The sequence below is a fragment of the Mycolicibacterium doricum genome (assembly GCF_010728155.1).
Lineage (GTDB): Bacteria > Actinomycetota > Actinomycetes > Mycobacteriales > Mycobacteriaceae > Mycobacterium > Mycobacterium doricum.
In genome coordinates this window covers 419,691-442,754 of sequence record NZ_AP022605.1, presented here as the reverse complement: position 1 = coordinate 442,754, position 23,064 = coordinate 419,691, and the positions used below count along the sequence as shown (strand labels likewise).

Genomic DNA, 23,064 nt, shown 5'->3' with positions numbered 1-23,064 from the left:
CGGCGGGAATGACGAGCCCGTCGATCGGTATCGCTCTCGGAAGCGCCGACGGGTGTAGCCCGCAGGGCGGAATCGGAAAGTTGTACCGGCGCAGCGGGTACGGAATGCGCCCGATCGCGGATCGAAGTGGTTGCGTGGTTCGGTAGAACCGGTTGGTCCCAGGAGGTGGCGCGGCTGGTGCGCGGTTGCTGCTGCAGACCGCGATCGAGGCCAAGGTGACCGCTTTGGGCCGAGATTGCTACCAGCGGGTCGCCGCCAGTGAGGACGCGGGGGGAGATGCACAACCCGCGGGGCGATTCGTCACATCGTGAACCTCAGATTGCGGGCGGCGCTGTCGCCGAGTGTGTCGTCGCCGGTCCAGCTGACCGCGCCGGAGTCGATCTGGGCCTGCGGGTCGATGCGTCCGCATGCCAGCTGGATGAACGTGGTGGAGTCGGTCGTCACGGTGACGTCGGGGTTGTCGAGGTGGTCGACCTGCGCCGCTCGGCCGTCGACGGCGACGTGGATTTTCCGGGTGAGCGGGCCGGTGAGGTCGAAGGTGAGGCTCTTGCCGTCGGGCAGGCCGACCTTCTTGCCGACGATGTAGCCGATCGAGTTCTCGACCTCGGCCAGCGCGATCTGCGCGGCAACACCGGTGTCGTCGCTCGCCCGGCCGAGCGGGGTGGTGATGTCGCGTTCGTGCACCCACAGGTCGAACACCCGGATCGCGAGGAACCGGCCGTAGGTGCCGGGGCCGACGGGCGTCCACGACGGGCGGGCGAGGTCCGCGTCGGTCAGCGCCGCCAGATCGCGGCGCCGAAGCTCGTAGACACCGCGGACCTTCTCGACGTACGGCGTCTCGTCGGCGAGGAATCCGCCGACCCGCTCGAACGGCGGCAGCGCCGCGGCATCGTCGGGCAACCACCCCGCCATGACCGCCTCGATGCCGCTGACATGATCGACAACGCCGCGGACCGTCCAGTCCGGGCACAGCGACTGCGTCTGCCACTCGTGATCGCCCAAGTCGGCGCACAGCGCTTCGAAGGCGGCGTAGCAGTGCTCGAGTGCGCCGCGGAGCTCATCAAGGCTCCACGTGTTCGGTTTTCCCACCCGTCATGTCTAGCGCCGGAACCGCCCGCACGCCAGGGAATGAGCCGAAACGCGTGTGGCTGCAGAACTGGCCGGCCAGGGCGTCGTCGCCACTTCGAACGGGTCACTCGCGCCGCGCACTGGTGTCGCCGTCTTCGTCACGTTCTGCGACAGCGTCGTCGCCATCTGACTGAAGTGCTCCCGCACCGCTGCCTGCATCGTCGACCCGGGCAGCACATCGCCGGCGGAAAACGTTCTTCCGCCCACCTCCGTCGCGCCGACATCCGCCGCCACGATATCCACCTGACCGGCAAACGCGCGCAGAATTCCTGGGTCGACCAGCATCGCTAGCTCCAGCAGCCGCTTCCATAGTGTTCCGATTCTCCAACACCACCAACACCCCCGACTCCGGTGATTTTCGCGGCGTAATGCGGAGACGTCGCGGCGGTGTGACACATCGCGCTCAGTCCTACACTTTTGACCATGCCGACAGGTCACCGGCGCCACGCGATCACCGAGACCGAGGACATCAGCCGCGCGCTCGATGTGGCGCCGTGCCTGGCCCGAGCTGTCGGGCAGGCCCGGAGCACTGCTGCGCCGACTGATCCTGGCCGGACGAAATACGCTGGTGCACAAGGATATTGAAATGTCACGTGCCCGTCGAGAAGCGATTGCGGAGACCGGAGGCGCGCTGACCGGGGTGTTCGGTTCCGACCATCTCCGCGGTCTGCGCGAGGACTGGCCCGAGTGATCATCATCGACGCGAGCGTCTTGATCGCCCACTTCGAATCCACCGATGCCCATCACGTTGCAAGCCGCTCACCTCGGGAAACGCCCGTCCGAGGGCCAGCCGTCCTACCGTGGAAAGATGACGCGCTCAAACAGTTCATGGTCGTCGAATTCACCGGCCGCGAGACCGCCTGTCGCTTCTTATCCCCGGTCACCGCACAGCACCTCGACGGCGACCCGCCGAAGTACTCCACAACGGCCGCACCACGCACATGCGCCACGCGCCGATCACACCACGGGCATGAAGTTCCGCGCTGCCGCAACCCTCGGCATCGCCGCCACTCGACTAACCCCGGCGCCGTGACCGACACCGGAATCGACCTCGAGGTTCTGTCCACACCCGATCACGGCTACACCGTTCGCGACGATGACGACGACGACCCCGTCCTGCTCGACCGCGACGGCAACGCGATCCAGACCTGGCGCGAGCGCTACCCCTACGACGAACGGATGCCGCGCGCCGAGTATGAGTATCTGAAGCGCAAACTGCAGATCGAGCTGCTCAAGCTGCAGCGGTGGAGCAAGCGCACCGGCGCCCGTCACGTCATCCTTTTCGAGGGCCGTGACGCCGCGGGCAAGGGCGGCACGATTCAGCGCTTCATGGAGCACCTCAATCCGCGCTACGCCCGCACCGTCGCCCTCGAGAAGCCGACCGACCAGGAGAAGTCTCAGTGGTATTTCCAGCGCTACGTGCGGCGCCTGCCGACCGGCGGTGAGATTGTGCTGTTCGACCGGTCCTGGTACAACCGTGCCGGTGTCGAGAAGGTGATGGGCTTCGCCACCGAAGAGCAGCAGGCGGTGTTCATGCGCCAGGCCCCCGTGTTCGAGAAGATGCTCGTCGACGACGGCCTGCATCTCACCAAGTTCTGGTTCTCGGTGTCACCGGCCGAGCAGCGCACTCGCTTCGCGATCCGGCTCGTCGACCCGCTGCGGCACTGGAAGTTCTCCGACATGGACATCGAAGCGGCCCGGCGATGGGATGACTACACCCGCGCCAAGGAGGAGATGTTCGTGGCCACCGACACCGACCATGCACCATGGATCGTCGTCAACACCAACGACAAGAAGCGTGGGCGCATCAACGCCATGAGGTTCTTCCTGTCGAAGTTCGACTACGACGACAAAGACCACGACGTCGTCGGTGAACCGGACCCCCTGATCGTCGGCCGCGCGCTCGAAGACTGACGTCGACGGAATCGATGATCCACCGGCCGTCGCTAAGATGGACTCATCGACTTCTCGAACCACCGACCCAGTGACCGTCGACCCTTTCCCCGCGGCGGAAGATCAGCATGATCCGCGCCCTCCTGTTTGCCGCCGTGCTGGCGGTCCTGGTCACCGCGGCCGTGGTGCTGGTGACCGCCGGCCGGCCCCACGTCCGGCGCATCTCCACGGAGGCGACCCGCGGGCTGGCCGGGCTCGCGGTCTTCGCCATCTCGCTGGCCGTCGTCTTGGCGTTCACCGCCGGGGATCTGTGGCCACTCACTCCGTTGGCGCTGTGGGTCACGGCGTTCGTCGCCGTCCGAGAGCGTGCGATACGGCGGGTTGAACAGGAGCGCAGCCGGCGGCGACAACGTGTCGACTCGTTCGGCGCGCACGGTGTCGAGCTGATGGACCGGGCCGACGCCGCCGTCGGGCGCATCACGACATCCGAAGCCGCCACCGAGGGCTGGCTCGGCGACCTGGACTTCTCCCCCGACATCGCCATGATCGCCGACACCCTCGACAAGATCACCGCACTGCGCGCCACCGCATCGGAGCTGGCCGCCATCACGACGTCGACCCCCGGGGACATGCGACAGCTGCACGAATCACGCAGCGCCCTAGCCAGATTGGAACAGTCGGTGGCCGCACGTGTGCAGGCCCTCGAAGACTGCGCGGCGCAGACCAAACAGATCGACCAGATGCTGCAGCGGCAACGCGACGAGCTCCGCATAGCCCAGCACCGCGACGATGTCCGCGGCCGGCTGGAAGCCCTACTCCGGGACGATGACGCCACCGCGCTGCCGTCGGAAGCCACCGACGCGGTCACCGCGCGCGTCAGCGCCTTCCACGAGCTCAAGGGTGTCGTCGACGCGCAACGGCGCCGCGGGCCCGACGGCGAGGCGTGATTCAGGGCCGGAACTGCAGAATCCGGTCGTCCCCGTCGCGCGGATCCCCGCGCCCGTCGCGGTTGCTCGTGGTGAACCACAGCGTCCCGTTGGGCGCGGCGACGACCGTGCGCAACCGCCCGAACTGGCCGACGAACCGCGACGTCGATTGGCCTGGTACGCCCTCGGCGCCCACCGGGATCTGGAACAGCCGCTCCCCGCGCAGCGCCGCCATCCACAGCGACCCGCCGTAGTACGCCAGCCCCGACGGCGACGCCTCGCCGGTCGACCACTGCATCACCGGGTCGATCAGGCCCTCGCGCCCGGCACGGCCTTCGACCGTCGGCCACCCGTAGTTGCCGCCTGGCTCGATCAGGTTCAACTCGTCCCAGGTGTTCGCCCCGTACTCCGAAGCCCACAGCCGACCCGCCGTATCCCAGGCCAGGCCCTGGATGTTGCGGTGTCCGTAGGACCACACCGGTGAGGCCGGGTCGGGATTGTCCGGCGGGACCGATCCGTCGGGATTGACCCGCAGGATCTTGCCGCCGAGCGAGGACCGGTCCTGGGCGAGCTGCGGTCGGCCGGCCTCACCGGTCGCCACGTAGAGCTTGCCGTCCGGCCCGAAGGCGATGCGCCCGCCGTCGTGAATGGACCCTGCCGGTATGCCCGTGAGGACCGGTGTCTCACCGGTGAGCGCCGACCCGTCGAAACCCATCCGCACCACCCGGTTGTCCTGGCCGGTGGTGAGGTAGGCGAAGACGGTCTGTCCCGATGTGGCCAGCCCGAGCAATCCCCCTTCACCGCGGGCTGCCACGTCGGCCACCCGACCGACCTCGTTGACGACGCCCGGCTGCAGAAGGTGCTGGACCGCACCGGTATTGCGTTCGGCGATCAACGCGCTGCCGTCGGGCAGGAACGCGATGCCCCAGGGTACGGCGAGCCCGCCGGCGATCTCCTCGACGCCCGCGGCAGGGGGCTGACCCTGCGATTCGGAGTCATCGGCGCAGGCGACCACCAGGGACAGTGTCGCCGCAAGCACCATCGCGGCTCTTCGCGCACATACGACCATGCCGGCACATATCACCATGCCGGGGAGTACCCCGACGCACGGAGCAGTCAATCAGGCTTTGCCCGCCGCCTCGTCGCAGCCGAGCTGCCGGTACGCGCCACGTTACGCCCTGTCGGAGTCTGCGGTCGCCGCATCCTGATTAGTAGACCAGCGCCGGATGCCCGGTGATCACCTTCTGCGCGAGCCGCAGGTACGTCGCGCTGACCACAGACCACGCCATTGTCGGCGCCAGGCGGCGGCCCTCGCCGGCCAACGCGCCGGCGAGCCGAGGCTGGGTGAGCACCCGGCGCAGCGCCGTCGTCAGAGCGGCCGGATCCTCATGGTCGACGACGATTCCCGCGCCGGTGCCCAGCAGTTCGACGGCATGCGGGAAAGCGGTCGCCACGACCGGCCGGCCACTGGCGACCGCCTGGGCCAGCACACCTGAGGCCGCCTGGTCGGTCGAGTCGTAGGGCAGCACCACCGCGGCCGCCGACCGGGCCATCGCCGTCAACGCCGTCTGGCTGCGGTAGCAGTCGTCGAAGCGCACCGAGTCCGCCACCCCGAGCCGCTGCGCGCGCTCGATGCAGGACCGCCGGTAGGCCTCGCCCTCCTCGGCGGAGATGCGCGGATCCGTCTGTCCGACAACGAGATACTGTGGCCGCCCCGGGACATCGCTGAGCGAGGGCATCACATCGATGACCCGCTCGACGCCCTTACCCGGGCCGATCAGCCCCCACGTCAGCAGAGTGGGCCGTCCCGCGCGTTTGGGCCCGGCGCCGCGCGGCAGCGTGACTCCGTGCGGGATCGAGCTGATCTTCATCGAATCCACCCGGTACCCCGTGCGCAGCCGGCTGTGCGCGGCGTCGGAGATCACGACGACATGGTTGGCCTTCGCGACGATCGCCTCCAGCACCCGCTGCTGCTCGGCGGTCGGATCTTTCGGGATCGTGTGTGCCAAGACGATCGACGGCACGCGCAGCTCGTCGAGGACGTCGAGCACCTCGCCGCCGGCCGGGCCGCCGTACAAGCCGTACTGGTACTGCACGAACGCCACGTCGTACCGGTTCATCAGCTCCGCACACCGCTGCACCTGCCCGCCGGAGACCTCGCCGACCACCCGAGGATCCGTCGACGGCTCCCCGTCGGCGATCCGCACCACGCCGACGTCCGCGCCGAGTTCACTCAGCCCCTCACAGAACGGTCCGCTGAACGCCGCGACCCCACACGGAGTCGGCGCGTACGTACTGAGCACACCGAAACTCGGGACACGTGAAACACGTTGCGACGAAACGTCAGATGAAAAAGCCAAAGGTGGTCCCGACTCACGGTTGATTCCGGCACAGCCGACGTGAGCGGTTGCTCGGTGCGATCAGCAGCGGACGGCTGACCCGGTCCGGACTGGCTGGGCTCCCAACTCCTTCGACGCTACACCCTGCACCACATCCGGGTCGACAGTCGTCTTCCCGCTGATCGTCGAAGCCGGGTATGGTTCGGTACATCGGGACCACTCAGGCCCCCAGTTCAAAGGCCGGCAATGTCTGACAAATCACCCAGATCGAGCATGAGCAAGAAGTCCGGCAAGAGCCTCAAGGAGAAGCGCGCCGACAAGCACGCCAAGGTCTCCGACAAGCGCTCGTCCGCCGACGCCCTCTTCAATGACAAGAAGCACTGACACACAACATCTTTCGCTTGGCGTCCTGGCGCACTCACGAAAGCCTGATGAACGCCGCCTGCCGGTCCACCCGGCACATCTGAGCAGAATCGCTCCCCACCTCCGCCACCGGATCTTCCTCGAGACCGGTTACGGAACCGACTTCGGTGCCACCGACCACGCGCTGGCCGAATGGGTCGGCGGTATCCGTACGCGCGCGCAACTGATCGACGAGTGCGGAGTCATCCTGCTGCCCAAGGTGCAGGCCGAGGATCTCGCGGAGATGCCCGAAGGGCAGATCGTCTGGGGTTGGCCGCACTGCGTCCAGGACACGGCGCTGACCCAGGTCGCCATCGACCGCCGCCTCACGCTGATCGCGTTCGAGGCGATGAATCACTGGCAGGCCGACGGCGGCTTCGGCCTTCACGTCTTCCACAAGAACAACGAACTCGCCGGCTACTGCTCCGTCCTGCACGCCATGCAGCTCGCCGGCATCACCGGCAGCTACGGGCGACGGCTGCGGGCCGCGGTCATCGGCTTCGGCGCCACCGCCCGGGGTGCGGTCACCGCACTCAACGCCCACGGCGTCGACGACGTGCGGGTGCTGACCACCCGCGAGGTCGCCGCCGTCGGCTCCCCCATCCCCGGCACGCAGATCGTCCAGATGGGGCAGGACGACAACGGCCGCACGTGGGCCGACACCCCGGAGAACGGCGACGTTCCCATCGCCGAGTTCCTCGCCGGCCACGACATCGTCGCCAACTGCGTCCTGCAGAACCCGGCCGCGCCGCTGATCTTCCTCACCGCCGACGACCTGCCCGCGTTCACACCCGGCAGCCTGCTCATCGACGTCTCCTGCGACGTCGGCATGGGCTTCAGCTGGTCAGAGCCCACCACATTCCGCGAACCCACCGTCGAGATGGGCAACGGGCTGCTGTACTACGCTGTCGACCACAGCCCCTCCTATCTGTGGAACTCGGCGACCTGGGAGATCAGCGAGGCCCTGCTGCCGCACCTCGACACCGTCCTCGCCGGGCCGGACGCGTGGGGTGACAGCGCCACGATCTCTCGCGCGATCGAGATCCGCGGCGGCACCGTGCTCAACCCCGCCATCCTCGACTTCCAGAATCGCGGCCCGGATTACCCGCACCCCTTGCTGAGGTCGCCCTCGCAGTGAGAACCCCGCAGTGAGTGATTGCCCTGCAAGGGCACGCCGGCAGCTCACCGAGAGCTCCCCACATTGGGCGAACCTGCCGGTTCTCCTCACGATTGGCGTTCCCAACACGCGACCGCCATAGTGACGACATACCGCGTCCGCGCCAGGACGGCAGGCGTAGTCTCGGCACCGTGTCGAGCAGCAGGCACCGGAGTGTTTGAGCCCCGAACAGAGCAACTTCACCAGGACGGACAGTGGCAGATTCATCGAGCGCAGCACCCAAGGCAGAGTCACCCAAGGCAGAGTCACCCAAGGCAGAGTCCAAGTGGCTGTCGAAGTCGGCTTCGCAGACCCGCGGCTCCGACAAGGGCGAGGTCCAGTTTCACTACGACATCTCCAACGAATTCTTCAAGCTGTGGCAGGACCCCAATCAGGTCTACAGCTGCGCCTACTTCGAGAAGGACGACTACACGCTCGAACAGGCCCAGCTGGCCAAGATCGACCTGTCACTGGGCAAACTCCGCCTCGAGCCGGGCATGACGCTGCTGGACATCGGCTGCGGCTGGGGCGCCACGATCATGCGGGCGGTGGAGAAGTACGACGTCAACGTCGTCGGCCTCACGCTCTCCGAGAATCAGAAGCGCCACATCGAGGAGCACTGGTTCGCCAACTCGAAGAGCCACCGCAAGATGGAGGTCCGGCTGCAGCCGTGGGAGGACTTCGACGGCCGGGTCGACCGGATCGTGTCCATCGGCGCGTTCGAGCACTTCGGCTTCAACAAGTACGACGACTACTTCAAGAAAACCTTCGACTGGCTCCCCGAGGACGGTGTGCAGATGCTGCACACCATCATCATTCCCGAGGATGAAGAGATCAAAGCCAAGAACCTGCCGCTCACGATGTCGCGCGTGCGGTTCATCAAGTTCATCATGGACGAGATCTACCCCGGCGGCCGTCTACCGCTGGCATCGATGGTCAAGGAGCACGCCGTCAAGGCCGGCTACACCGTGACCCGCGCGCAGCACCTGCAGCCCCACTATGTCAAGACCCTGGACACCTGGGCGCGCAACCTCGAGGCGCACAAGGACGAGGCCATCGAGATCACCGACGAGGTGATCTACGAGCGCTTCCTCAAGTACCTCGACGGCTGCGCCGACCTGTTCCGCCAGGGCTACACCGACGTCGCGCAGTTCACCCTCGAGAAGGCGCCCGCTTAACGCCAGGGCAATCTGCGCAAACAGTGCAAGATCCATTTTCGGGAAAGCGGAGGACGACGCAAATGACGGACAGCGGGTCGGTGGGCTCAGCAGGCACTTCGACAAAGACGATGAAGGTGGCCTACGAAGACGTTCAGGCCCACTACGACATCTCCAACGACTTCTTCGGACTCTGGCAAGATCGGACGCGGACGTACAGCTCCGCCTACTTCGAGCGCGACGACATGACGCTCGAAGAGGCGCAGCTGGCCAAGATCGACCTGGCCCTCGACAAGCTCGACCTGCACCCCGGGATGACGCTGCTCGACGTCGGCTGCGGCTGGGGCGCGATGATGAAGCGCGCGGTCGAGCGCCACGACGTCAACGTCATCGGCCTCACCCTGAGCAAGAACCAGCAGTCACTGGGTCAGCAGGTCCTCGACGGAATCGACACCTCCCGGTCGCGCCAGGTCATGCTGCGCGGCTGGGAGGAGTTCGAACAGCCCGTCGACCGCATCGTCAGCATCGAGGCGTTCGAGGCGTTCCCGAAGGAGCGCTACAAGGCGTTCTTCGACCTGTGCCACCGCATCATGCCCGACGACGGGCGCATGGTGCTGCAGACGATCATGGGCCACCCGCTCAAGCGCTGGCCCGATCTCGGCGTGCCGATCACCATGAGCGATCTGCGGTTCATGCGATTCATCGCCAAGGAGATCTTCCCCGGCGGCTCGGTCCCGTGCGACGAGGACGTCGTCGAATTTTCGACCGCCGCCGGGTTTTCCGTCGCCGACCGGGACGACCTGACAGCCAGCTACGTCCGGACGCTGACCACCTGGGCCGACAGCCTCGAGCAGCACCGCGAAGAGGCGATCGCGGCGACCAGCGAAGAGGTCTACGAGCGGTACATGAAGTACCTGCTCGGCTGCGCGGACTTCTTCAACCGCAACGTCAGCTACGTCGAGCAGTTCACGCTGGTCAAGTAGCGGCCGTCAGCGTGAGCTGACATCGCCCCGGATCGACTTCGTCGCCCAGTTCCCATGTCATCTCCGTGAACACACCGGGCGTCGGGTCGAAGTCCGGGATCACGCCGGTTCGGAGGCCGGTTCGGAGTCAGTAGGCGCCGAACACCAGCGCGACGTTGTGTCCACCGAGGCCAAACGAGTCGCTGACCGCATACCGGTAGTCACCGCGACGCGGCTCGCCGGTGACGACGTCCAGGTCGATGTCGGCGTCGAGGTGCTGCACGTTGAGCGTCGGCGGCACGACCCCGTCACGCAACGACTGGACGGTGAGCACCGCCTCGACGGCCCCGGTGGCGCCCAGTGAGTGACCCAGCGCCGCCTTGGGCGCGTACACCGCCGGCCGGTGCTCGCCCAGCGCATGCCGGATGGCGCGCTCCTCTGCCACGTCGCCGAACGCCGTGCCGGCGGCGTGGGCGTTGACGAATCCGATGTCGGAGGGCTCCAGACCGGCCAGATCGACCGCATGCCTGATCGCGTCACCGGCGGGCACGCCACTCGGGTCCGGTTCGACGACGTCGTAGCCGTCCGACGTCATGGCCGCGCCCAGGATACGGGCGAGGATGGTGGCGCCGCGGGCCTTGGCGTGCTCCTCGGTCTCAATGAGCAACAGTGCCCCGCCTTCACCGAACACCATGCCGTCGCGGTCCTTGTCGAACGGTCGGCAGGCGCCGGCGGGGTTGTCGTTGTTGACCGACAGCATGCCCAAGGCGGTGAACGCACCGACCGGGACCGCCTCGATCCGCGTCTCCACGCCGCCGCAGATGGCCATCTCCACCTCACCGAGGACGATCTGGCGCCATGCCTGCGCGATGGCGGCCGCCCCCGACGCGTCGGCCATCACCGGAGAAATGATGCCGCCCTTGGCCTGCCGTTCCAGCCCGACGGCGGCGGCCGGGGCATTGGGCATATACATCTGCACGGCCAGCGGCGACACCGCGCGCATACCCTTCTGCCGCCAGGTGTCGTACTGCGCCGGGATCTCCTCGGTCGAGCCCAGCGCGAGCCCGATCGACACCATCAACCGCCGTTCGTCGATGTCCGGCGTACCCGCGGCCTCCCACAGCCGGCGGCCCAGCACCGTGGACATCTGCTGCATGTAGGACAACCGGCGTAGTTCGACGCGGTTGAGGTGGGCGTCGAAATCCTCCCGCAGCTGACCGCCGATGCGCACCGGCGAGTCCAGTTCGTCGACGAACCAAGAATCCAGCGGGCGGATACCACTGTGTCCGGCCAGCAGCTGCTGCCAGGTGTCCTCGGCGTCCGGCGCCAGCGCCGTGGTGGAGGCCACCGCGGTCACCACCACATCGGCAAATCCGCTCCCGGTTCTCAACTTGGCCATGCCCGAAGATTAGCTTGTGGCACCATGCATTTCGCGCGTCGGCACGCGGGCCAGCGCACAGCGCCCGCCGAGCCCTTCGCCATCGCGCCCCCGCCGACCAGCTTCCGCAGCTGGTAGCGCCCGAATGGTGTCGCGCCCCCTGTTGTCCAGTGCACACCGCCGTCGAGTCGCGAGAAGCTGCAGTTATGGCAAATTGGGTGAAGGGTAGGGAAACCCCCGATTCCTCGGCCCATCCCTGCACCCGACACTTGGCGGCAACGAACTGCCGAGGGGGGCGGGGCAGTCGGTCCGAGGGGCCACGGAGGGGAGAAGACGTGTTACAGCAGGTCGCGGACCGACAAACCAGTATCGATCACCGCGCGGACGGGGGAGACCGTCGCGCCGGCACCGGGGGAAGCTTGCAAGTGACAGGGACGGGACGAACCCCGAGTGACATGCCAGGTCTCGACATCGCCGAGCTGAAGTCGTGGCAGAACTACTTGGACGCTGCGCTGCGGCTGCAGGCGAAGCTGAACCAGGAGCTCAACGAGGCCTGTCGGCTCACCCTCGAAGACGTCCGGCTGCTGCATGAACTCGCGAAGTCGGCCACCGGGTCGGTGCGCATGGGCACGCTGGCGCAGACCCTGGTGTCCACGCCAAGCCGGGTGAGCCGCCGCGTCGACCGGCTCGAGGCGCGAAACCTGGCGCACCGCGCGTCCAGCGACCGCGACGGCCGTTACGTCCTGGCCGCCATCACCGACGAAGGCCGCTGCCTGCTGGACAAGGCGATGACCGTCTACGGCAGCACTGTCCGCACGCATTACCTGGAACCGCTGAGCCAGCCCCAGATCGCTGCCATGGCGGAGAACTGCCGTCGCATAAACGCTGGGCTCTCCGACGAACTGCGGCCTGCGAACTGAATCGCCCCACGGCGGGTTACTGACGCAACCGCTAGTTTGCGCGTGGTGCTGTTGCGGTTGCAAGGACAACATCGCTGATATCCCTCTGACCGTACAGACTGCGACGTTCTCTACCGAGGGTCGGTTTCGTATTTGCTTTGCTGTTTGCGATCATGATGCGATGGACCCGGCGCGGAACACGCCGGCCGGTCGGTCGGCCGTCGCCGAGTTCCTGGCTGCGGTCACCGATGGCCCATCCGGACTGCTCCTACAGGGCGAGGCCGGGATCGGCAAGACCCGGCTGTGGCTGAGCGCCCTCGAGGAAGCCCACCGGCTTGGATACCAGGTCTTGTCTGCCCGCGCGGGTCAGGCCGAGACGTCACTGGCCTACGCCGTGGTCGCCGAGCTTCTCGAGGACGTCGACACCGAGGTCACCAAGGACCTTCCCGAGGTGCAGCGGCTGGCGCTGGACCGGCTGATGCTGCGCGGCGACGTGGACGGGCCCGGCACCGACCACCGGGTGGCCGCCGCAGCCGTCCTGAACACTCTCGAGATCCTCTGCAGCGATACACCGCTGATCCTGGCCGTCGACGACGTGCAGTGGCTCGACGTGTGCAGCCGGGATGTGCTCGGCTTCGTAGCACGGCGCCTCACCTGCCCGCTCGGGCTGCTGTTCACCGAACGCACCGAGGAGCCGGGGCACCACCACACTGAGTGGCTGCGACTCGGCAATCCGGATCGGCTGCGACGCCACCGGGTGGCGCCGCTCACCCTCGGCGGCCTGCACGCGATGCTCACAGAGCGGCTCGGCCGCTCGTTCCCGCGCCCCACCCTCGTCCGAATCGCGGAGACGTCAGGCGGAAACCCGCTCTACGCGCTCGAACTGGCCCGCGCCATCACTGAGCAGACCGCCGCGGGCGAGCCTGCCCTGCCTGCGTCACTGGCCGACGTCGTGCGCCGACGCATCCGAGGCGTCGACGAGGTGGTGCGTGACGTCCTGCTCGCCGCCGCCTGCGTCGCCACTCCGACCGTGGACCTCGTGGCGAGCGCCACCGAGAAGGACCGCGAGGAGGTGCTCGAGCTCCTCGAAACCGCCGAGAACGAGGGTCTGATCGAGATCGACGGCGTGACGATCCGTTTCACGCACCCTCTGCTGGCGCGCGGTGTCTACTCCGAGGCAGGGCCAGCCCGTCGCCGACACATGCACAGGCGACTGGCGGGCGTGATCTCCCAACCGGAACAGAAGGCCCGTCACCTCGCGCTCGCAGCGACCAGCCAGGACGACGACACGCTTGCCGCACTGGACGCGGCCGCCAACGCGGCGCGGGCCCGCGGCGCCCCGGCAGCGGCGGCCGAACTCCTCGACTTCGCCATGCGTCTCGGCGGGGACACCGATCTGCGCCGCCTGCAGGCCGCCGCCCACTACTTCACCGCGGGTGACAGCGCGCGCGCCGAGGAACTACTGACCGCCACGCTGCCCCGCATGCCGCACGGTCCGTTGCGGGCGATTGCCTCGATGCACCTCGCCGGAATCGTCATCGACCACAACGAGTACCAACGTGGTATCGAGATGCTCGACGAAGCGCTCGCCGACAGCGAGTCCGACCCCACCCTGCAGGTGCACTGCCTCCTCACGCTCGGCATGGCGCAGACGAATGACAACGATCACGAAGCGGCACTGCGCAATACCGACCGCGCGGTCGAGATCGCCGAACAGACCGGTCAGCATCAGCTGATCGGCCACTCCCTTACCGTTCGGTTGTTCACCCGCTTCATCTTCGGATTGGGGCTCGACGAGCAGGACCTGCAGCGCGCTCTCGACTACGAGGAACCCGAAGCCGATGTGCCGCTGCCTTTTCGGGCCCGCGCCGTGGCCGCCCTGATCAACTCGTGGACTGGTCAGCTCGACGAGGCGTCCGACACGCTCGAGGGTCTGCGGCGCCGGAGCCTGGACCGCGGCGCCGACCGCGACCTGCTCGCGCTGTCAGTGAGCGGCACGCTGGTCGAGTTGTGGCGCGGACGTCTCGACGAGGCCGAAACCTACGCCGACGACGCCGTCGAACGCGCCGAACAGGTCGGTGGCGACAACTCGCGGCTGGTGGCGCTGGGCGTGCGTGGGATCGTCAGCGCCTACGCGGGCCGGGTGCGCGCCGCCCGCGCGGATTCCGAGACGGCGCTGGAGATGGCGCACCGCAGCGGGATGAGGCGGACGACGTGGTGGCCCCGCGGTGTGCTGATCTTCCTCGAGGTGTCTCTGGGCAATTACCCACAGGCACTTACCGTGCTGGAGCCGCTGATCGATGAGTACCTCGCCACCCCCGGCAACGAGATCGTCGGATCCTTCTTCGTCCCGGATGCCATCGAGGCGTTGGTGGCGGTGGGCCGAAACGACGATGCACGCCCGCTCATCGAGAGACTCGCGCACGAAGGACGACGCCTGCACCGCCCGTGGATGTCGGCCGTCGCGGGGCGTGGCCGCGGTATGGAGCTGGCCGCGCGCGGCGACGTCGACGGTGCGATCGCCGCGGTAACCGAGGCGATGGCGCACCATGATCGGGTGCCGATGCCGTTCGAACGGGCCCGCACCGCACTGCTTCTCGGGCAGCTGCAGCGCAGACAGCGACGCAAGGAAGCGGCGTCGGCGACACTGCGCGAAGCGCTGCAGACTTTCGAGGACATCGGCACCGCGCTGTGGGCCCAGCGCGCACGCGACGAACTGGCGCGCGTCAATGTGCGTCCCCGCCGGGATCAGAGCCTCACACCGTCAGAGCGGCGGGTCGCCGAACTGGCCGCGTCGGGGATGAGCAATCGCGACATCGCCGCGACGCTGTTCATCAGCATCAAGACCGTCGAGGCCAATCTGGGCCGCGTCTACCGCAAGCTCGGCGTTCGGGGGCGCGTCGCGCTGGCTCGCCGGCGAGAAGCATGGAGTTCCGACGACGAGCCCTGACCCCTCGGTCTCCTCCCGGCACACCACCTGCACCAGGTTCGCCCCCGGAATCGGCGGTGTAGTCCGCCGCAAATCGCTGATCTTGGGCGGACGTAGCGCTCACCAATCGGACGTTCCCCGGAAGGGGTAGGGAGTACCCCAATTCATCCAGGCCCGACGCGCTTTACCATGTGGGCATGCTCGCTGTCGACGCTCATTCGTCGAGATGTCTGGCCGAGTGGTACCTCCCAGACCTCTCCGACCCGTCTGTCTTTGCCGGCCGGCTGCGCCGGCCCCCATGATCGAGCGGGCAAGCCCGCCCACGAGCCGCCTGTGCGCCAACCGCTTACTCGGTTGCCTCCGAGTCGCGTTGTTGCGGTTCGTATTTCGCTACTTGCACCGCTGACGCGGTGCCGTGCCGAGCAACTTCTCCCCTACCATGCGGCGTTCAGTATTGCGCTGCAACTGATTTCGCGGTTGACGCTACCGCTTGCGCGGTAGGTATGGATTGCGTTGTCAATCACCGTCATACTATACCTCCGGCAATCACTTGCGCTGTCACACTCTGTCTTTCATATGCCGCATTTCAGCGCTCCGCGCCGTGGCGGCCGGTGCCCACTGCCGGACACCGCCACCGCTGTGCAGCTCGCCCGGCCTCACCGGCGCCTGGTCGGACTCGACCTGCCGCCAGGTGCCAGGCGCGTCCGCTACTGGGTAGAGCCGGGCGGTGTGCTGGCGGTCGGCGGTTTCAACGATGACAGCTTCCGGCAGGTGGCGGGTGTAGGTCACCTCCGCTGTATCCGTCGGGGGTGACCTCACCCTCACGCTCGGTATCAGGGCTTGACGAGGTAGAAGTCCATCTCTACTCCCCCGCTGGAGAAACACGAGCTCCATGTCGACGACCACGCCGAAGTGATCGGTGTGCTCACACCCCCCGTCGATCGGCCGATCGGAAGTCAAAACAGCCGACCGTCGTAATTGGGAGAACGCGTCCGGACAACCTACCATGGAGGATGGAAAGTATTCGGACACAGGCTAATCGCTAAGAGGCGCGCCTGGCGGCAGCTCACAGATCGTTTGTCGCCGCTGAGGACGCCGCGCCCGTCCACCGTCTTCCTACTCGAGTCGGAAAATCGCTCCGAGACGTCGAAAAGCGCCGCTCCCAAACTCATCCCGACCATCGGGCCACGTCATGCCTGACGCATGCGACATGCTTTGTGCATCAGCACGTCTCGTTCGCGCTCGTTGTCGGCGAGTGCGGCGGCCCGCTCGAACTGCGCCGCGGCCTCCTCGATACGGCCCAGGCGGGCCAGCAGTTCGCCGCGCACGCTGGGCACCAGATAGGAGTCGGCGAGCCCGGTGATCCCGTCGACGACTTCAAGTCCGGTGGCGGGGCCGTCAGCCATCGCGACGGCCACGGCGCGGTTGAGTTCGACGACCGGCGACGGTGCGATCTGCCGCAGCCCGTCGTAGATGGTCACGATGCGCCGCCAGTCGGTCTCGGTGGTCGACGGGGCGGTCGCATGGCATTCGGCGAGCGCGGCCTGCAGCGCATACGGGCCCCACCCTGCACCGCGCCGGTCGATGGCCGTCACCGCCCTGCGCAGCGCCGCGACGCCGCGCCCGATTTGGGCGCGGTCCCACTTCGTGCGGTCCTGGTCTTCGAGCAGGATCGGCCGGCCTGCGTCGTCGGTGCGTGCCGCGAACCGCGACGTCTGCATTTCCATCAGCGCCACGAGGCCGTGTGCCTCGGGTTCGTCGGGCACTAGCGCGGCGAGGATGCGGCCAAGGCGCAACGCCTCCCGGCACAGTTCGTCGCGGATCCAACGCTGCCCCGACGACGCCGAGTACCCCTCGTTGTAGATGAGGTAGATGACGCTCAACACCGCCGACAGGCGCTGCGGGTACTGCTCGCGGGGCGGCACCTCGAAAGGGACGCGGGCCTCGGCGAGGGTCTTCTTGGCCCGGACGATCCGTTGTGCCACGGAGGCGCGCGAGGCGAAGAAGGCTCGGGCGATCTCCTCGGTGGTCAACCCGCCGACGGTACGCAGCGTCAGCGCGATCTGGTTCTCCCGCGCCAGCACCGGGTGCGCGGCGATGAAGATGAGCCGCAACACGTCGTCGTCGATGCGGTCGGGGTCCCACGCGGGTTCGTCGAGGTGGGTTTCGAGGTCGCGCGCCAGTTCGATGTACTTGGCGCTGAGGTTGTCCTGGCGCCGCCAATGGTCGATCGCCTTGCGTTTAGCGACGGTGGTCAGCCAGGCGCCGGGGTTGTTCGGCACACCGGACGACGGCCACTGCATGAGCGCGTCGACGAGGGCGTCGGCGGCGAACTCCTCGGCCGTCCCGACGTCGCCGACGATGCGGGTCAGTGTGGCGACGATCCTGGCGGCCTCCATCCGCCACACCGCGTCGACGGTCTGCTGGATGCCGGGGGCCACGGGTTCATTGTGACCAACTACGTCGGCCACCACCACCGGCCGTCACCGCCTCGCCCCACTCCTCGTCGGGCGTGCCGATCACAATCACACAAGTGCGCAATTGCAGGTCGGTGACGACTCCTAGCCCAGCCGGTCGGCGTCGGCCCTTGCCTGCGCGGCGATCTTCTCGGCGAGTTCGGCCTTCCACCGGATCTCCTTCTGGACCCACGGATTCTCCTGGGGGAACTCCTCGGTCTCCGAGACCCGCCGCACCTCGAGCTTCACGCCGGGGCCCAGCGGCACCTTTTTCGCCCACTGCTTCGCCTCCTCCTTCGAGGCGACGTCGAGGATCCAGAAGCCGTTGAACAGCTCCTTCGCCTCGGTGTACGGGCCATCGGTCACCACCGGCGGATCGGAGTCGAAGTCGACGACGAAGCCGTCCTCCGGACCGGTGAGGCCCTCACCGGCCAGCAGCACACCCGCCTTGATCAGTTCTTCGTTGAAGCGCCCCATCGATTCGATAATCTGATCGAAGTCGATCTCCTGCTCGGTCATGGCCTTCTCGGCCTCCGGCCCGACCCGCATGATCAGCATGTAACGCGCCATTGCTTCTCTCCTTCTCGAAGTGGGTGAAGGGCTTCTCATCGTGCCCTCGTACTGACGTCGAACGGCGGCGCACCTAATCGACACCGGCGACAGAAAAAAAGTATCCGGAATTCTCATGCGCTCGGAACCGCAGGTCACAGGTCAGCAGGGTCGCTAATATGCCGCTATGGCGACCGCCGACCTCGTCCTTACCGCGACCATGCTCACTGTCAACGACGCCCACCCCACCGCCGAAGGGCTCGCCGTTGCCGACGGGCGCATCGTCGCCGTGGGGCCTCGCTGCGACGTCGAGATCCTGGATCGGCCCCGACACCGAGGTCGTCGACGTCGGTGCGGCGGGCGTGGTGCCCGGGCTTGGTTGAGGCGCACGGGTCGACGGTTGTCCCCCTAGTTGGTGGTTCGCTGGGTGCGCACCTGCGCAGACTGGCTCCTGCTGCTCACCTGCTGCTCGCCGCCGTGGTCACCGCTGTGGACTTCCAGGTGAAGTGTCCTGATCCGGTTTTCCTGGATCTGCGCGGGGTGAGCATTCTGATCCTGGGCCCACGCGAGATGCTGTGCAGGGCCCCCGCAATATCGGTAACGACCGTGACACGTCGTCTGCAGCCTCAGTGACCGGCGACACACGTAATGCGGTATGACGTCGCTACGCAAGATCCGAAGCTGTACTCCCCATCCTTCTCCATAATATGCCGAGGTTGGGGGCTTGTGGCAAGGCCCCGGTTGTGCTGCACACTTGCCCGTTCCACCATTACGGCAGAAGGGATTTTGGTGTCCAAATCGCTTGATGAAGGCCCGTTCTTCCATGGCACGATCGCGGACCTGGGTGTCGGTGACTTCCTCATCGCGGGCCGCCCGTCGAACTATCACCCCGAGATAGTGATGAACCATATTTACTTCACCGCTCTTGTCGACGGAGCCGGACTCGCCGCGGAGATCGCTGCAGAACTCGCAGGAGGTGGCGCCGTTCCGAGGGTGTATCAGGTGGAGCCCACCGGTGCCTTCGAGAATGACCCCAATGTGACCGACAAAAAGTTCCCCGGTAACCCCACTCGGTCCTACCGCAGTAACGCGCCTTTGCGGATCGTCGGCGAGATCACCGAGTGGACGAGACTGAGCCCCGAGCAGCTGCAGACCTGGCGGAAACGTCTGTCGGCGCTGCTCTCAAGCCATCGCGGTGTCATCATCAATTGAAAGTTCACGCCAGCTCCAGCACCCGTTCCGACTCTGACACGAAAATGCCGGTGACACAAGCTGGTTGGGGTGTACTTCCTGCACTTGCCCGACATAGGGACATCCGTCCCGCGGGACCAGCAGTCCACCAGTCAGGCGTCCACCGTCATGGGTCAGCCCAAGGTCAACCCCAAGCCATTTATAGCGCCTCGATCGAGCGCCTCACACCGTCGAGGACAACATCGATCGCGTGATCCGTGATAACTGTGTCCATTAGCAACCCGCGTCGCAAGATCGACGCGATTCCGTGCACGCTTGACCAGGCGATTAGTACCGCGTCCGGGGCGGCAGCCGATCCGAGGGCGCCGGCGTCAACAAGTTCCTGCACCCCATCGACCACCACCTGCCATGCTGACGGGCCATCCGGCTTCGGAAGTGTCAGCGTTGTCGGTGTGAATGCCGTGTCGAAAAGATGCGGATCGCTCAGCGCAAACTCGACATAGGCTTGGCCCACGGCCCGAAACCGCGCGAATGCTCGATCTAGTGGAGTGCCGTGCTTGGGCACGTTCTCGCGCCGCTCGATCATTCGTGCCGCGAGGTGCTGTCGAGCCACTTGGGAAACTTCGGCAAGTAGGGCGTCGATGCTCGGCACGTGCCGGTAGATCGCCGAGGGGGACACGCCCACGGCCTTGGCCAACGCACGCACACCGATTGCCTGCGATCCGCTCTTGGTGGCCTCGGTCACTGCTGCATCGAGAATCGCTTCGTGCAAGGCGCCGTGGTGGTAGCCGTCGGACTTCACGGCGAAGAGCTTGCCAGGGATGTTGACAATATTCGCATGCACACGCAGGATATGTGAACGGTGTTCACATAAGGGAGGCGGATGATGGCGAAGATTGTGCCGGGCCGCCGGACGGCGGACCTGCGTGACCGCGACGGTGTCGTGGTGTTCCTGATCGGTATACGGATCAACCGGCTGTGGCGGGTCCGGGCATGGCTTCCGGTATTTATCGCGATGCCGCGGATGATTGTGGAGTTGGCCAGGGATCCGTCAAGGGGGCTGTTGGCCCGGCCACGTGCCTACATTTCGGGCCGGACGATTCTGCTGGTGCAGTACTGGAACTCCTTTGAGGACCTCGAGCGCTATGCCCGGGATCCGGAGGCAAACCACCTTCCGGCCTGGCGTGCGTTCAATCGGCGTGTCCGCGACAACGGGTCGGTCGGTATCTTCCACGAGACCTACCGGCTGGCGGTGGGCGACATCGAGACCTTCTACGGCAATATGCCGGTCTTCGGACTGGCCGCGACAACAGCGTTAGCCCCGATTACCCCGGAACAACAGACGGCCGCCTCCCGCATCGGTGCCCGCCGCGATGATCAAGCCCCAGTCGATCCGTACTAGACTACAGCCTCAGGACGCGCTTGGACGCGATGGGAGACTTGGCAGCACAACATATTACGACTTCTGAACAGTTCCATGACGAATCGAGCTCCGCCGAGCCAAGGAACGCAAACACCGGCCGGTCGATTCCGTCGTCGGTGCCGTGGCGGCGGGACTCTTCACGCATGTTCATCGCCATCGGCAGCTGCGACTTGAGCAGAATCGGTTCCAAGGCCATGTCGAGTTAGCGGTTTCGGGCCAACGCCACGACGGCCGCATGGATCATGCGGTGCGCATCGTCGCGATCCAATTCACTTTCCGCGTCGCGCATCTTCTCCAGCGCGGCACGCACGGGTGTGACGTTGGGTTCGGATCGTTGGCTTCGTAACCCCGAACCCAAGCCCAGAGGTCACACCGCAACAGCAGACAGCCGGCCACAGATCAATACCAAGGTCACAGCCCTACACATCGACCTTTCCGGCCCCTGGGTGTCGAGCGGACCCCGCGTCAGGGGTACATGCCGATCCAGTGCCGCGCAAAGATTCAGAGGCGTCCGGCCCGAAGGTCCGGACGAATCAAGCTTGTTGGGTCGGCCGATACATCTCAGCCTTGTCTCCGTCGGGACGATCGGACCCATGCGAACTCGACGATGAAAGCGACGGTGAACGCCAGATGCACGATGAGGAACACCTTAGCGAGGTCGCGTGCGTCACCGCTGATAACCCCCCATACGTCATTTGCGGCAACTGTGCCGAAACCGATGACATTGGCGAGCACCACGATATTTCGCATGCCGGAGGGTTCGGCGTTGCGGGACAACCAGTCCAAGACGGCGACCCCAAGAAACGGGCCCCCCATCAGTCGAAGCAATGCGAGTAACTCCGGTGTGGCGTCATCGGGCACGGCACCGACGCCGAACTGTGCCGGCACGAGCAATAATGCCAAGCCGATGGCTGCGAGATATATTGCGGCCGCGATAAAGAGCGGTGTCCCCATCCTCGAGCCTCGGTGCACATCAGGCGATCTCATTACCGTTGCCCTAATGAGTGATTTGATAGACGATTCGCGCGAACTGACCGTAAGCCGCTGCAGACACGAGATGCAGCCGGTCGGACTCGATGCGGCGGGGCAGCAGCGGTGCTCCCCCATCGAGTGCGACAGGCGCTATCGAGAGGGCGAGCTCGTCGAGGGCTCCGGCATCGATGAACTGCGCGGCGAGCTCTCCACCTCCAACTACCCAGACGTCACCGTTGCCCGCCGCGTCGCGGATCGCCGGCATTGCGTCGGCGATGAGGCCACGGACGAAACGCACATCCGCACCCTCGGGTTTTGGGAGATCTCGTGTGGTGAAGACAAAAGTGGGACGGTCGCCGTGGAAGTCGCGCCAATTCTCGGGCTTTGCGAGGATGTCGAACTGCTTCAGCATCCATTCATACGTCGTCGATCCCTCGACAAGGACGGCAGCGGGCTGCGGCTGTAGCTCGGGTGGAAGGTTGCCCGCGCCAGGAACAGCGAACAGCCAGTCCAGCGAGTTGTGGCCGTCGGCAATCCAGCCATTGAGGGTCGTCGATGTGTCGAAGAAGAACCTCGTCACGATGCTCCTTAGTTGGAGTTCGGTGTCGTGACCAAGACAACGACTACGGTTACCTGGGCTTTATAAACGATCATTCGGTTATGATAGCGGAATGGCCCGATTCAAGACACAGACGGATGAGCAGGTGCTCGAGGCTGCGCTCGCAATCGTGCAACAGTCGGGTGTCGGTGGCCTGACGTTCGCAGCGCTGGCCGATCGCAGCGGCTTGGCCTCGGCGACCCTCGTGCAGCGCTTTACGAACAAGGACACGTTGACGCAACGCACGTTATTGCATGCGTGGTGCCGACTGCATGCAATGACCAAGGAACTCGCCTCGAGCACGCCTTGCACGCCAAGTGGTGCGATCGCTATGTTGGTCGGTCTCTCCCGGCAGTACGAGGACATCGATGCGTACGGACACGGGCTTTTGCTTCTTCGTGAGGACGTCCGCGATCCCACTCTGCGCCGGCACGGCGTCGAGTGGGAATCTGAGTTGACGGCGGCTTTGGACGAGCGCTTCGCTTCCATCCCACAGGCGCCTGCCGGGATCGGATTCGCGCTTGCCGCCTACTGGCAAGGAGCCATTACGTGGTGGGCGTTTCGTGCTGACCAGCCCCTGATGGACTATCTCACGGCGAAACTGACGGAGTTTCTCGAAATGCTGTTGATCTCCGTCCACCCGCCGGCCGCGCCTTGATGCGCCCTACATCCTGCGAACGCGATCAGGAGATGGAAGGAAGACCCG

Annotated in this window: 22 protein-coding genes; 11 read left to right on the top strand and 11 right to left on the bottom strand. The window is 66.2% G+C overall.

Annotated elements, in window-relative coordinates:
• Positions 1 to 300: 300 nt before the first annotated feature.
• Positions 301 to 1,089 carry a maleylpyruvate isomerase family mycothiol-dependent enzyme gene (locus tag G6N07_RS02190; RefSeq protein ID WP_085192124.1) on the bottom strand — a complete coding sequence of 263 codons (789 nt, stop codon included), beginning with the start codon at positions 1,087 to 1,089 and terminating at the stop codon, positions 301 to 303.
• 9 nt (positions 1,090 to 1,098) lie between these two features.
• Positions 1,099 to 1,413: a hypothetical protein gene (locus tag G6N07_RS02185; RefSeq protein WP_235849865.1), complete on the bottom strand. Its 315-nt coding sequence runs from the start codon at positions 1,411 to 1,413 to the stop codon at positions 1,099 to 1,101.
• A gap of 199 nt (positions 1,414 to 1,612) precedes the next feature.
• Here G6N07_RS02185 and G6N07_RS02180 point away from each other — a divergent pair, with 199 nt between their 5' ends.
• The 3 genes from G6N07_RS02180 (at position 1,613) to G6N07_RS02170 (ending at position 3,968) form a co-directional block, all read left to right on the top strand.
• Positions 1,613 to 1,819 carry a hypothetical protein gene (locus tag G6N07_RS02180; RefSeq protein WP_235849867.1) on the top strand — a complete coding sequence of 69 codons (207 nt, stop codon included), beginning with the start codon at positions 1,613 to 1,615 and terminating at the stop codon, positions 1,817 to 1,819.
• 338 nt (positions 1,820 to 2,157) lie between these two features.
• Positions 2,158 to 3,042 (top strand): polyphosphate kinase 2, encoded by an 885-nt coding sequence (gene ppk2 / locus G6N07_RS02175; RefSeq protein ID WP_085192209.1) that lies wholly within the window; start codon positions 2,158 to 2,160, stop codon positions 3,040 to 3,042.
• 107 nt (positions 3,043 to 3,149) lie between these two features.
• Positions 3,150 to 3,968 (top strand): hypothetical protein, encoded by an 819-nt coding sequence (locus G6N07_RS02170; protein WP_085192125.1) that lies wholly within the window; start codon positions 3,150 to 3,152, stop codon positions 3,966 to 3,968.
• Between the two features lies 1 nt (position 3,969).
• Here the strand turns inward: G6N07_RS02170 and G6N07_RS02165 are convergent, their stop codons facing one another.
• Both G6N07_RS02165 and G6N07_RS02160 read right to left on the bottom strand, forming a co-directional pair.
• Positions 3,970 to 4,989: a PQQ-dependent sugar dehydrogenase gene (locus G6N07_RS02165; RefSeq protein ID WP_235849869.1), complete on the bottom strand. Its 1,020-nt coding sequence runs from the start codon at positions 4,987 to 4,989 to the stop codon at positions 3,970 to 3,972.
• 166 nt (positions 4,990 to 5,155) lie between these two features.
• Positions 5,156 to 6,307: a glycosyltransferase gene (locus tag G6N07_RS02160; protein ID WP_085192126.1), complete on the bottom strand. Its 1,152-nt coding sequence runs from the start codon at positions 6,305 to 6,307 to the stop codon at positions 5,156 to 5,158.
• Between the two features lie 346 nt (positions 6,308 to 6,653).
• Here G6N07_RS02160 and G6N07_RS02155 point away from each other — a divergent pair, with 346 nt between their 5' ends.
• From G6N07_RS02155 to G6N07_RS02145, 3 genes are all read left to right on the top strand, one after another.
• Positions 6,654 to 7,826 (top strand): N(5)-(carboxyethyl)ornithine synthase, encoded by a 1,173-nt coding sequence (locus tag G6N07_RS02155; RefSeq protein WP_085192127.1) that lies wholly within the window; start codon positions 6,654 to 6,656, stop codon positions 7,824 to 7,826.
• 233 nt (positions 7,827 to 8,059) lie between these two features.
• Positions 8,060 to 9,022: a cyclopropane mycolic acid synthase family methyltransferase gene (locus tag G6N07_RS02150; RefSeq protein ID WP_085192128.1), complete on the top strand. Its 963-nt coding sequence runs from the start codon at positions 8,060 to 8,062 to the stop codon at positions 9,020 to 9,022.
• A 62-nt stretch (positions 9,023 to 9,084) separates the two neighbouring features.
• Positions 9,085 to 9,984 carry a cyclopropane mycolic acid synthase family methyltransferase gene (locus G6N07_RS02145; protein ID WP_085192129.1) on the top strand — a complete coding sequence of 300 codons (900 nt, stop codon included), beginning with the start codon at positions 9,085 to 9,087 and terminating at the stop codon, positions 9,982 to 9,984.
• 127 nt (positions 9,985 to 10,111) lie between these two features.
• On the opposite strand, the gene G6N07_RS02140 is transcribed toward G6N07_RS02145, so the two are convergent.
• Complete coding sequence (locus G6N07_RS02140) at positions 10,112 to 11,362, bottom strand: KasA/KasB family beta-ketoacyl-ACP synthase (RefSeq protein WP_085192130.1); 1,251 nt, start codon at positions 11,360 to 11,362, stop codon at positions 10,112 to 10,114.
• Positions 11,363 to 11,676: 314 nt separating this feature from the next.
• Here G6N07_RS02140 and G6N07_RS02135 point away from each other — a divergent pair, with 314 nt between their 5' ends.
• Together G6N07_RS02135 and G6N07_RS02130 are read left to right on the top strand one after the other, a co-directional pair.
• The gene (locus G6N07_RS02135; protein ID WP_085192131.1) at positions 11,677 to 12,261 is read left to right on the top strand and encodes a MarR family winged helix-turn-helix transcriptional regulator; all 585 of its coding nucleotides are present in this window, start codon (positions 11,677 to 11,679) and stop codon (positions 12,259 to 12,261) included.
• Between the two features lie 160 nt (positions 12,262 to 12,421).
• The gene (locus G6N07_RS02130; RefSeq protein WP_085192132.1) at positions 12,422 to 15,190 is read left to right on the top strand and encodes a helix-turn-helix transcriptional regulator; all 2,769 of its coding nucleotides are present in this window, start codon (positions 12,422 to 12,424) and stop codon (positions 15,188 to 15,190) included.
• Between the two features lie 1,169 nt (positions 15,191 to 16,359).
• On the opposite strand, the gene G6N07_RS02125 is transcribed toward G6N07_RS02130, so the two are convergent.
• Together G6N07_RS02125 and G6N07_RS02120 are read right to left on the bottom strand one after the other, a co-directional pair.
• The gene (locus tag G6N07_RS02125; RefSeq protein WP_099050267.1) at positions 16,360 to 17,610 is read right to left on the bottom strand and encodes an RNA polymerase sigma factor; all 1,251 of its coding nucleotides are present in this window, start codon (positions 17,608 to 17,610) and stop codon (positions 16,360 to 16,362) included.
• A 120-nt stretch (positions 17,611 to 17,730) separates the two neighbouring features.
• Positions 17,731 to 18,195, bottom strand: coding sequence for a YciI family protein (locus tag G6N07_RS02120; RefSeq protein ID WP_085192133.1), 465 nt, complete (start codon positions 18,193 to 18,195; stop codon positions 17,731 to 17,733).
• Between the two features lie 768 nt (positions 18,196 to 18,963).
• On the opposite strand from G6N07_RS02120, the gene arr reads away from it, so the two are divergent.
• Positions 18,964 to 19,386 carry an NAD(+)--rifampin ADP-ribosyltransferase gene (gene arr / locus G6N07_RS02110; RefSeq protein ID WP_085192134.1) on the top strand — a complete coding sequence of 141 codons (423 nt, stop codon included), beginning with the start codon at positions 18,964 to 18,966 and terminating at the stop codon, positions 19,384 to 19,386.
• Between the two features lie 178 nt (positions 19,387 to 19,564).
• On the opposite strand, the gene G6N07_RS02105 is transcribed toward arr, so the two are convergent.
• Positions 19,565 to 20,167, bottom strand: coding sequence for a TetR/AcrR family transcriptional regulator (locus G6N07_RS02105; protein WP_235849871.1), 603 nt, complete (start codon positions 20,165 to 20,167; stop codon positions 19,565 to 19,567).
• Between the two features lie 81 nt (positions 20,168 to 20,248).
• On the opposite strand from G6N07_RS02105, the gene G6N07_RS02100 reads away from it, so the two are divergent.
• Positions 20,249 to 20,767 (top strand): DUF4188 domain-containing protein, encoded by a 519-nt coding sequence (locus G6N07_RS02100; protein ID WP_197913003.1) that lies wholly within the window; start codon positions 20,249 to 20,251, stop codon positions 20,765 to 20,767.
• 1 nt (position 20,768) lies between these two features.
• On the opposite strand, the gene G6N07_RS02095 is transcribed toward G6N07_RS02100, so the two are convergent.
• The 3 genes from G6N07_RS02095 to G6N07_RS02085 all read right to left on the bottom strand — a co-directional run bounded on the left by G6N07_RS02095 (position 20,769) and on the right by G6N07_RS02085 (position 22,340).
• Positions 20,769 to 20,984, bottom strand: coding sequence for a hypothetical protein (locus tag G6N07_RS02095; RefSeq protein WP_085192136.1), 216 nt, complete (start codon positions 20,982 to 20,984; stop codon positions 20,769 to 20,771).
• A gap of 365 nt (positions 20,985 to 21,349) precedes the next feature.
• Positions 21,350 to 21,742 carry a hypothetical protein gene (locus G6N07_RS02090; RefSeq protein WP_085192137.1) on the bottom strand — a complete coding sequence of 131 codons (393 nt, stop codon included), beginning with the start codon at positions 21,740 to 21,742 and terminating at the stop codon, positions 21,350 to 21,352.
• A gap of 43 nt (positions 21,743 to 21,785) precedes the next feature.
• Positions 21,786 to 22,340, bottom strand: a complete 555-nt coding sequence (locus G6N07_RS02085; RefSeq protein ID WP_085192138.1) for a dihydrofolate reductase family protein — start codon at positions 22,338 to 22,340, stop codon at positions 21,786 to 21,788.
• A gap of 91 nt (positions 22,341 to 22,431) precedes the next feature.
• On the opposite strand from G6N07_RS02085, the gene G6N07_RS02080 reads away from it, so the two are divergent.
• Positions 22,432 to 23,016, top strand: a complete 585-nt coding sequence (locus tag G6N07_RS02080) for a TetR/AcrR family transcriptional regulator (RefSeq protein WP_085192139.1) — start codon at positions 22,432 to 22,434, stop codon at positions 23,014 to 23,016.
• Positions 23,017 to 23,064 lie beyond the last annotated feature (48 nt).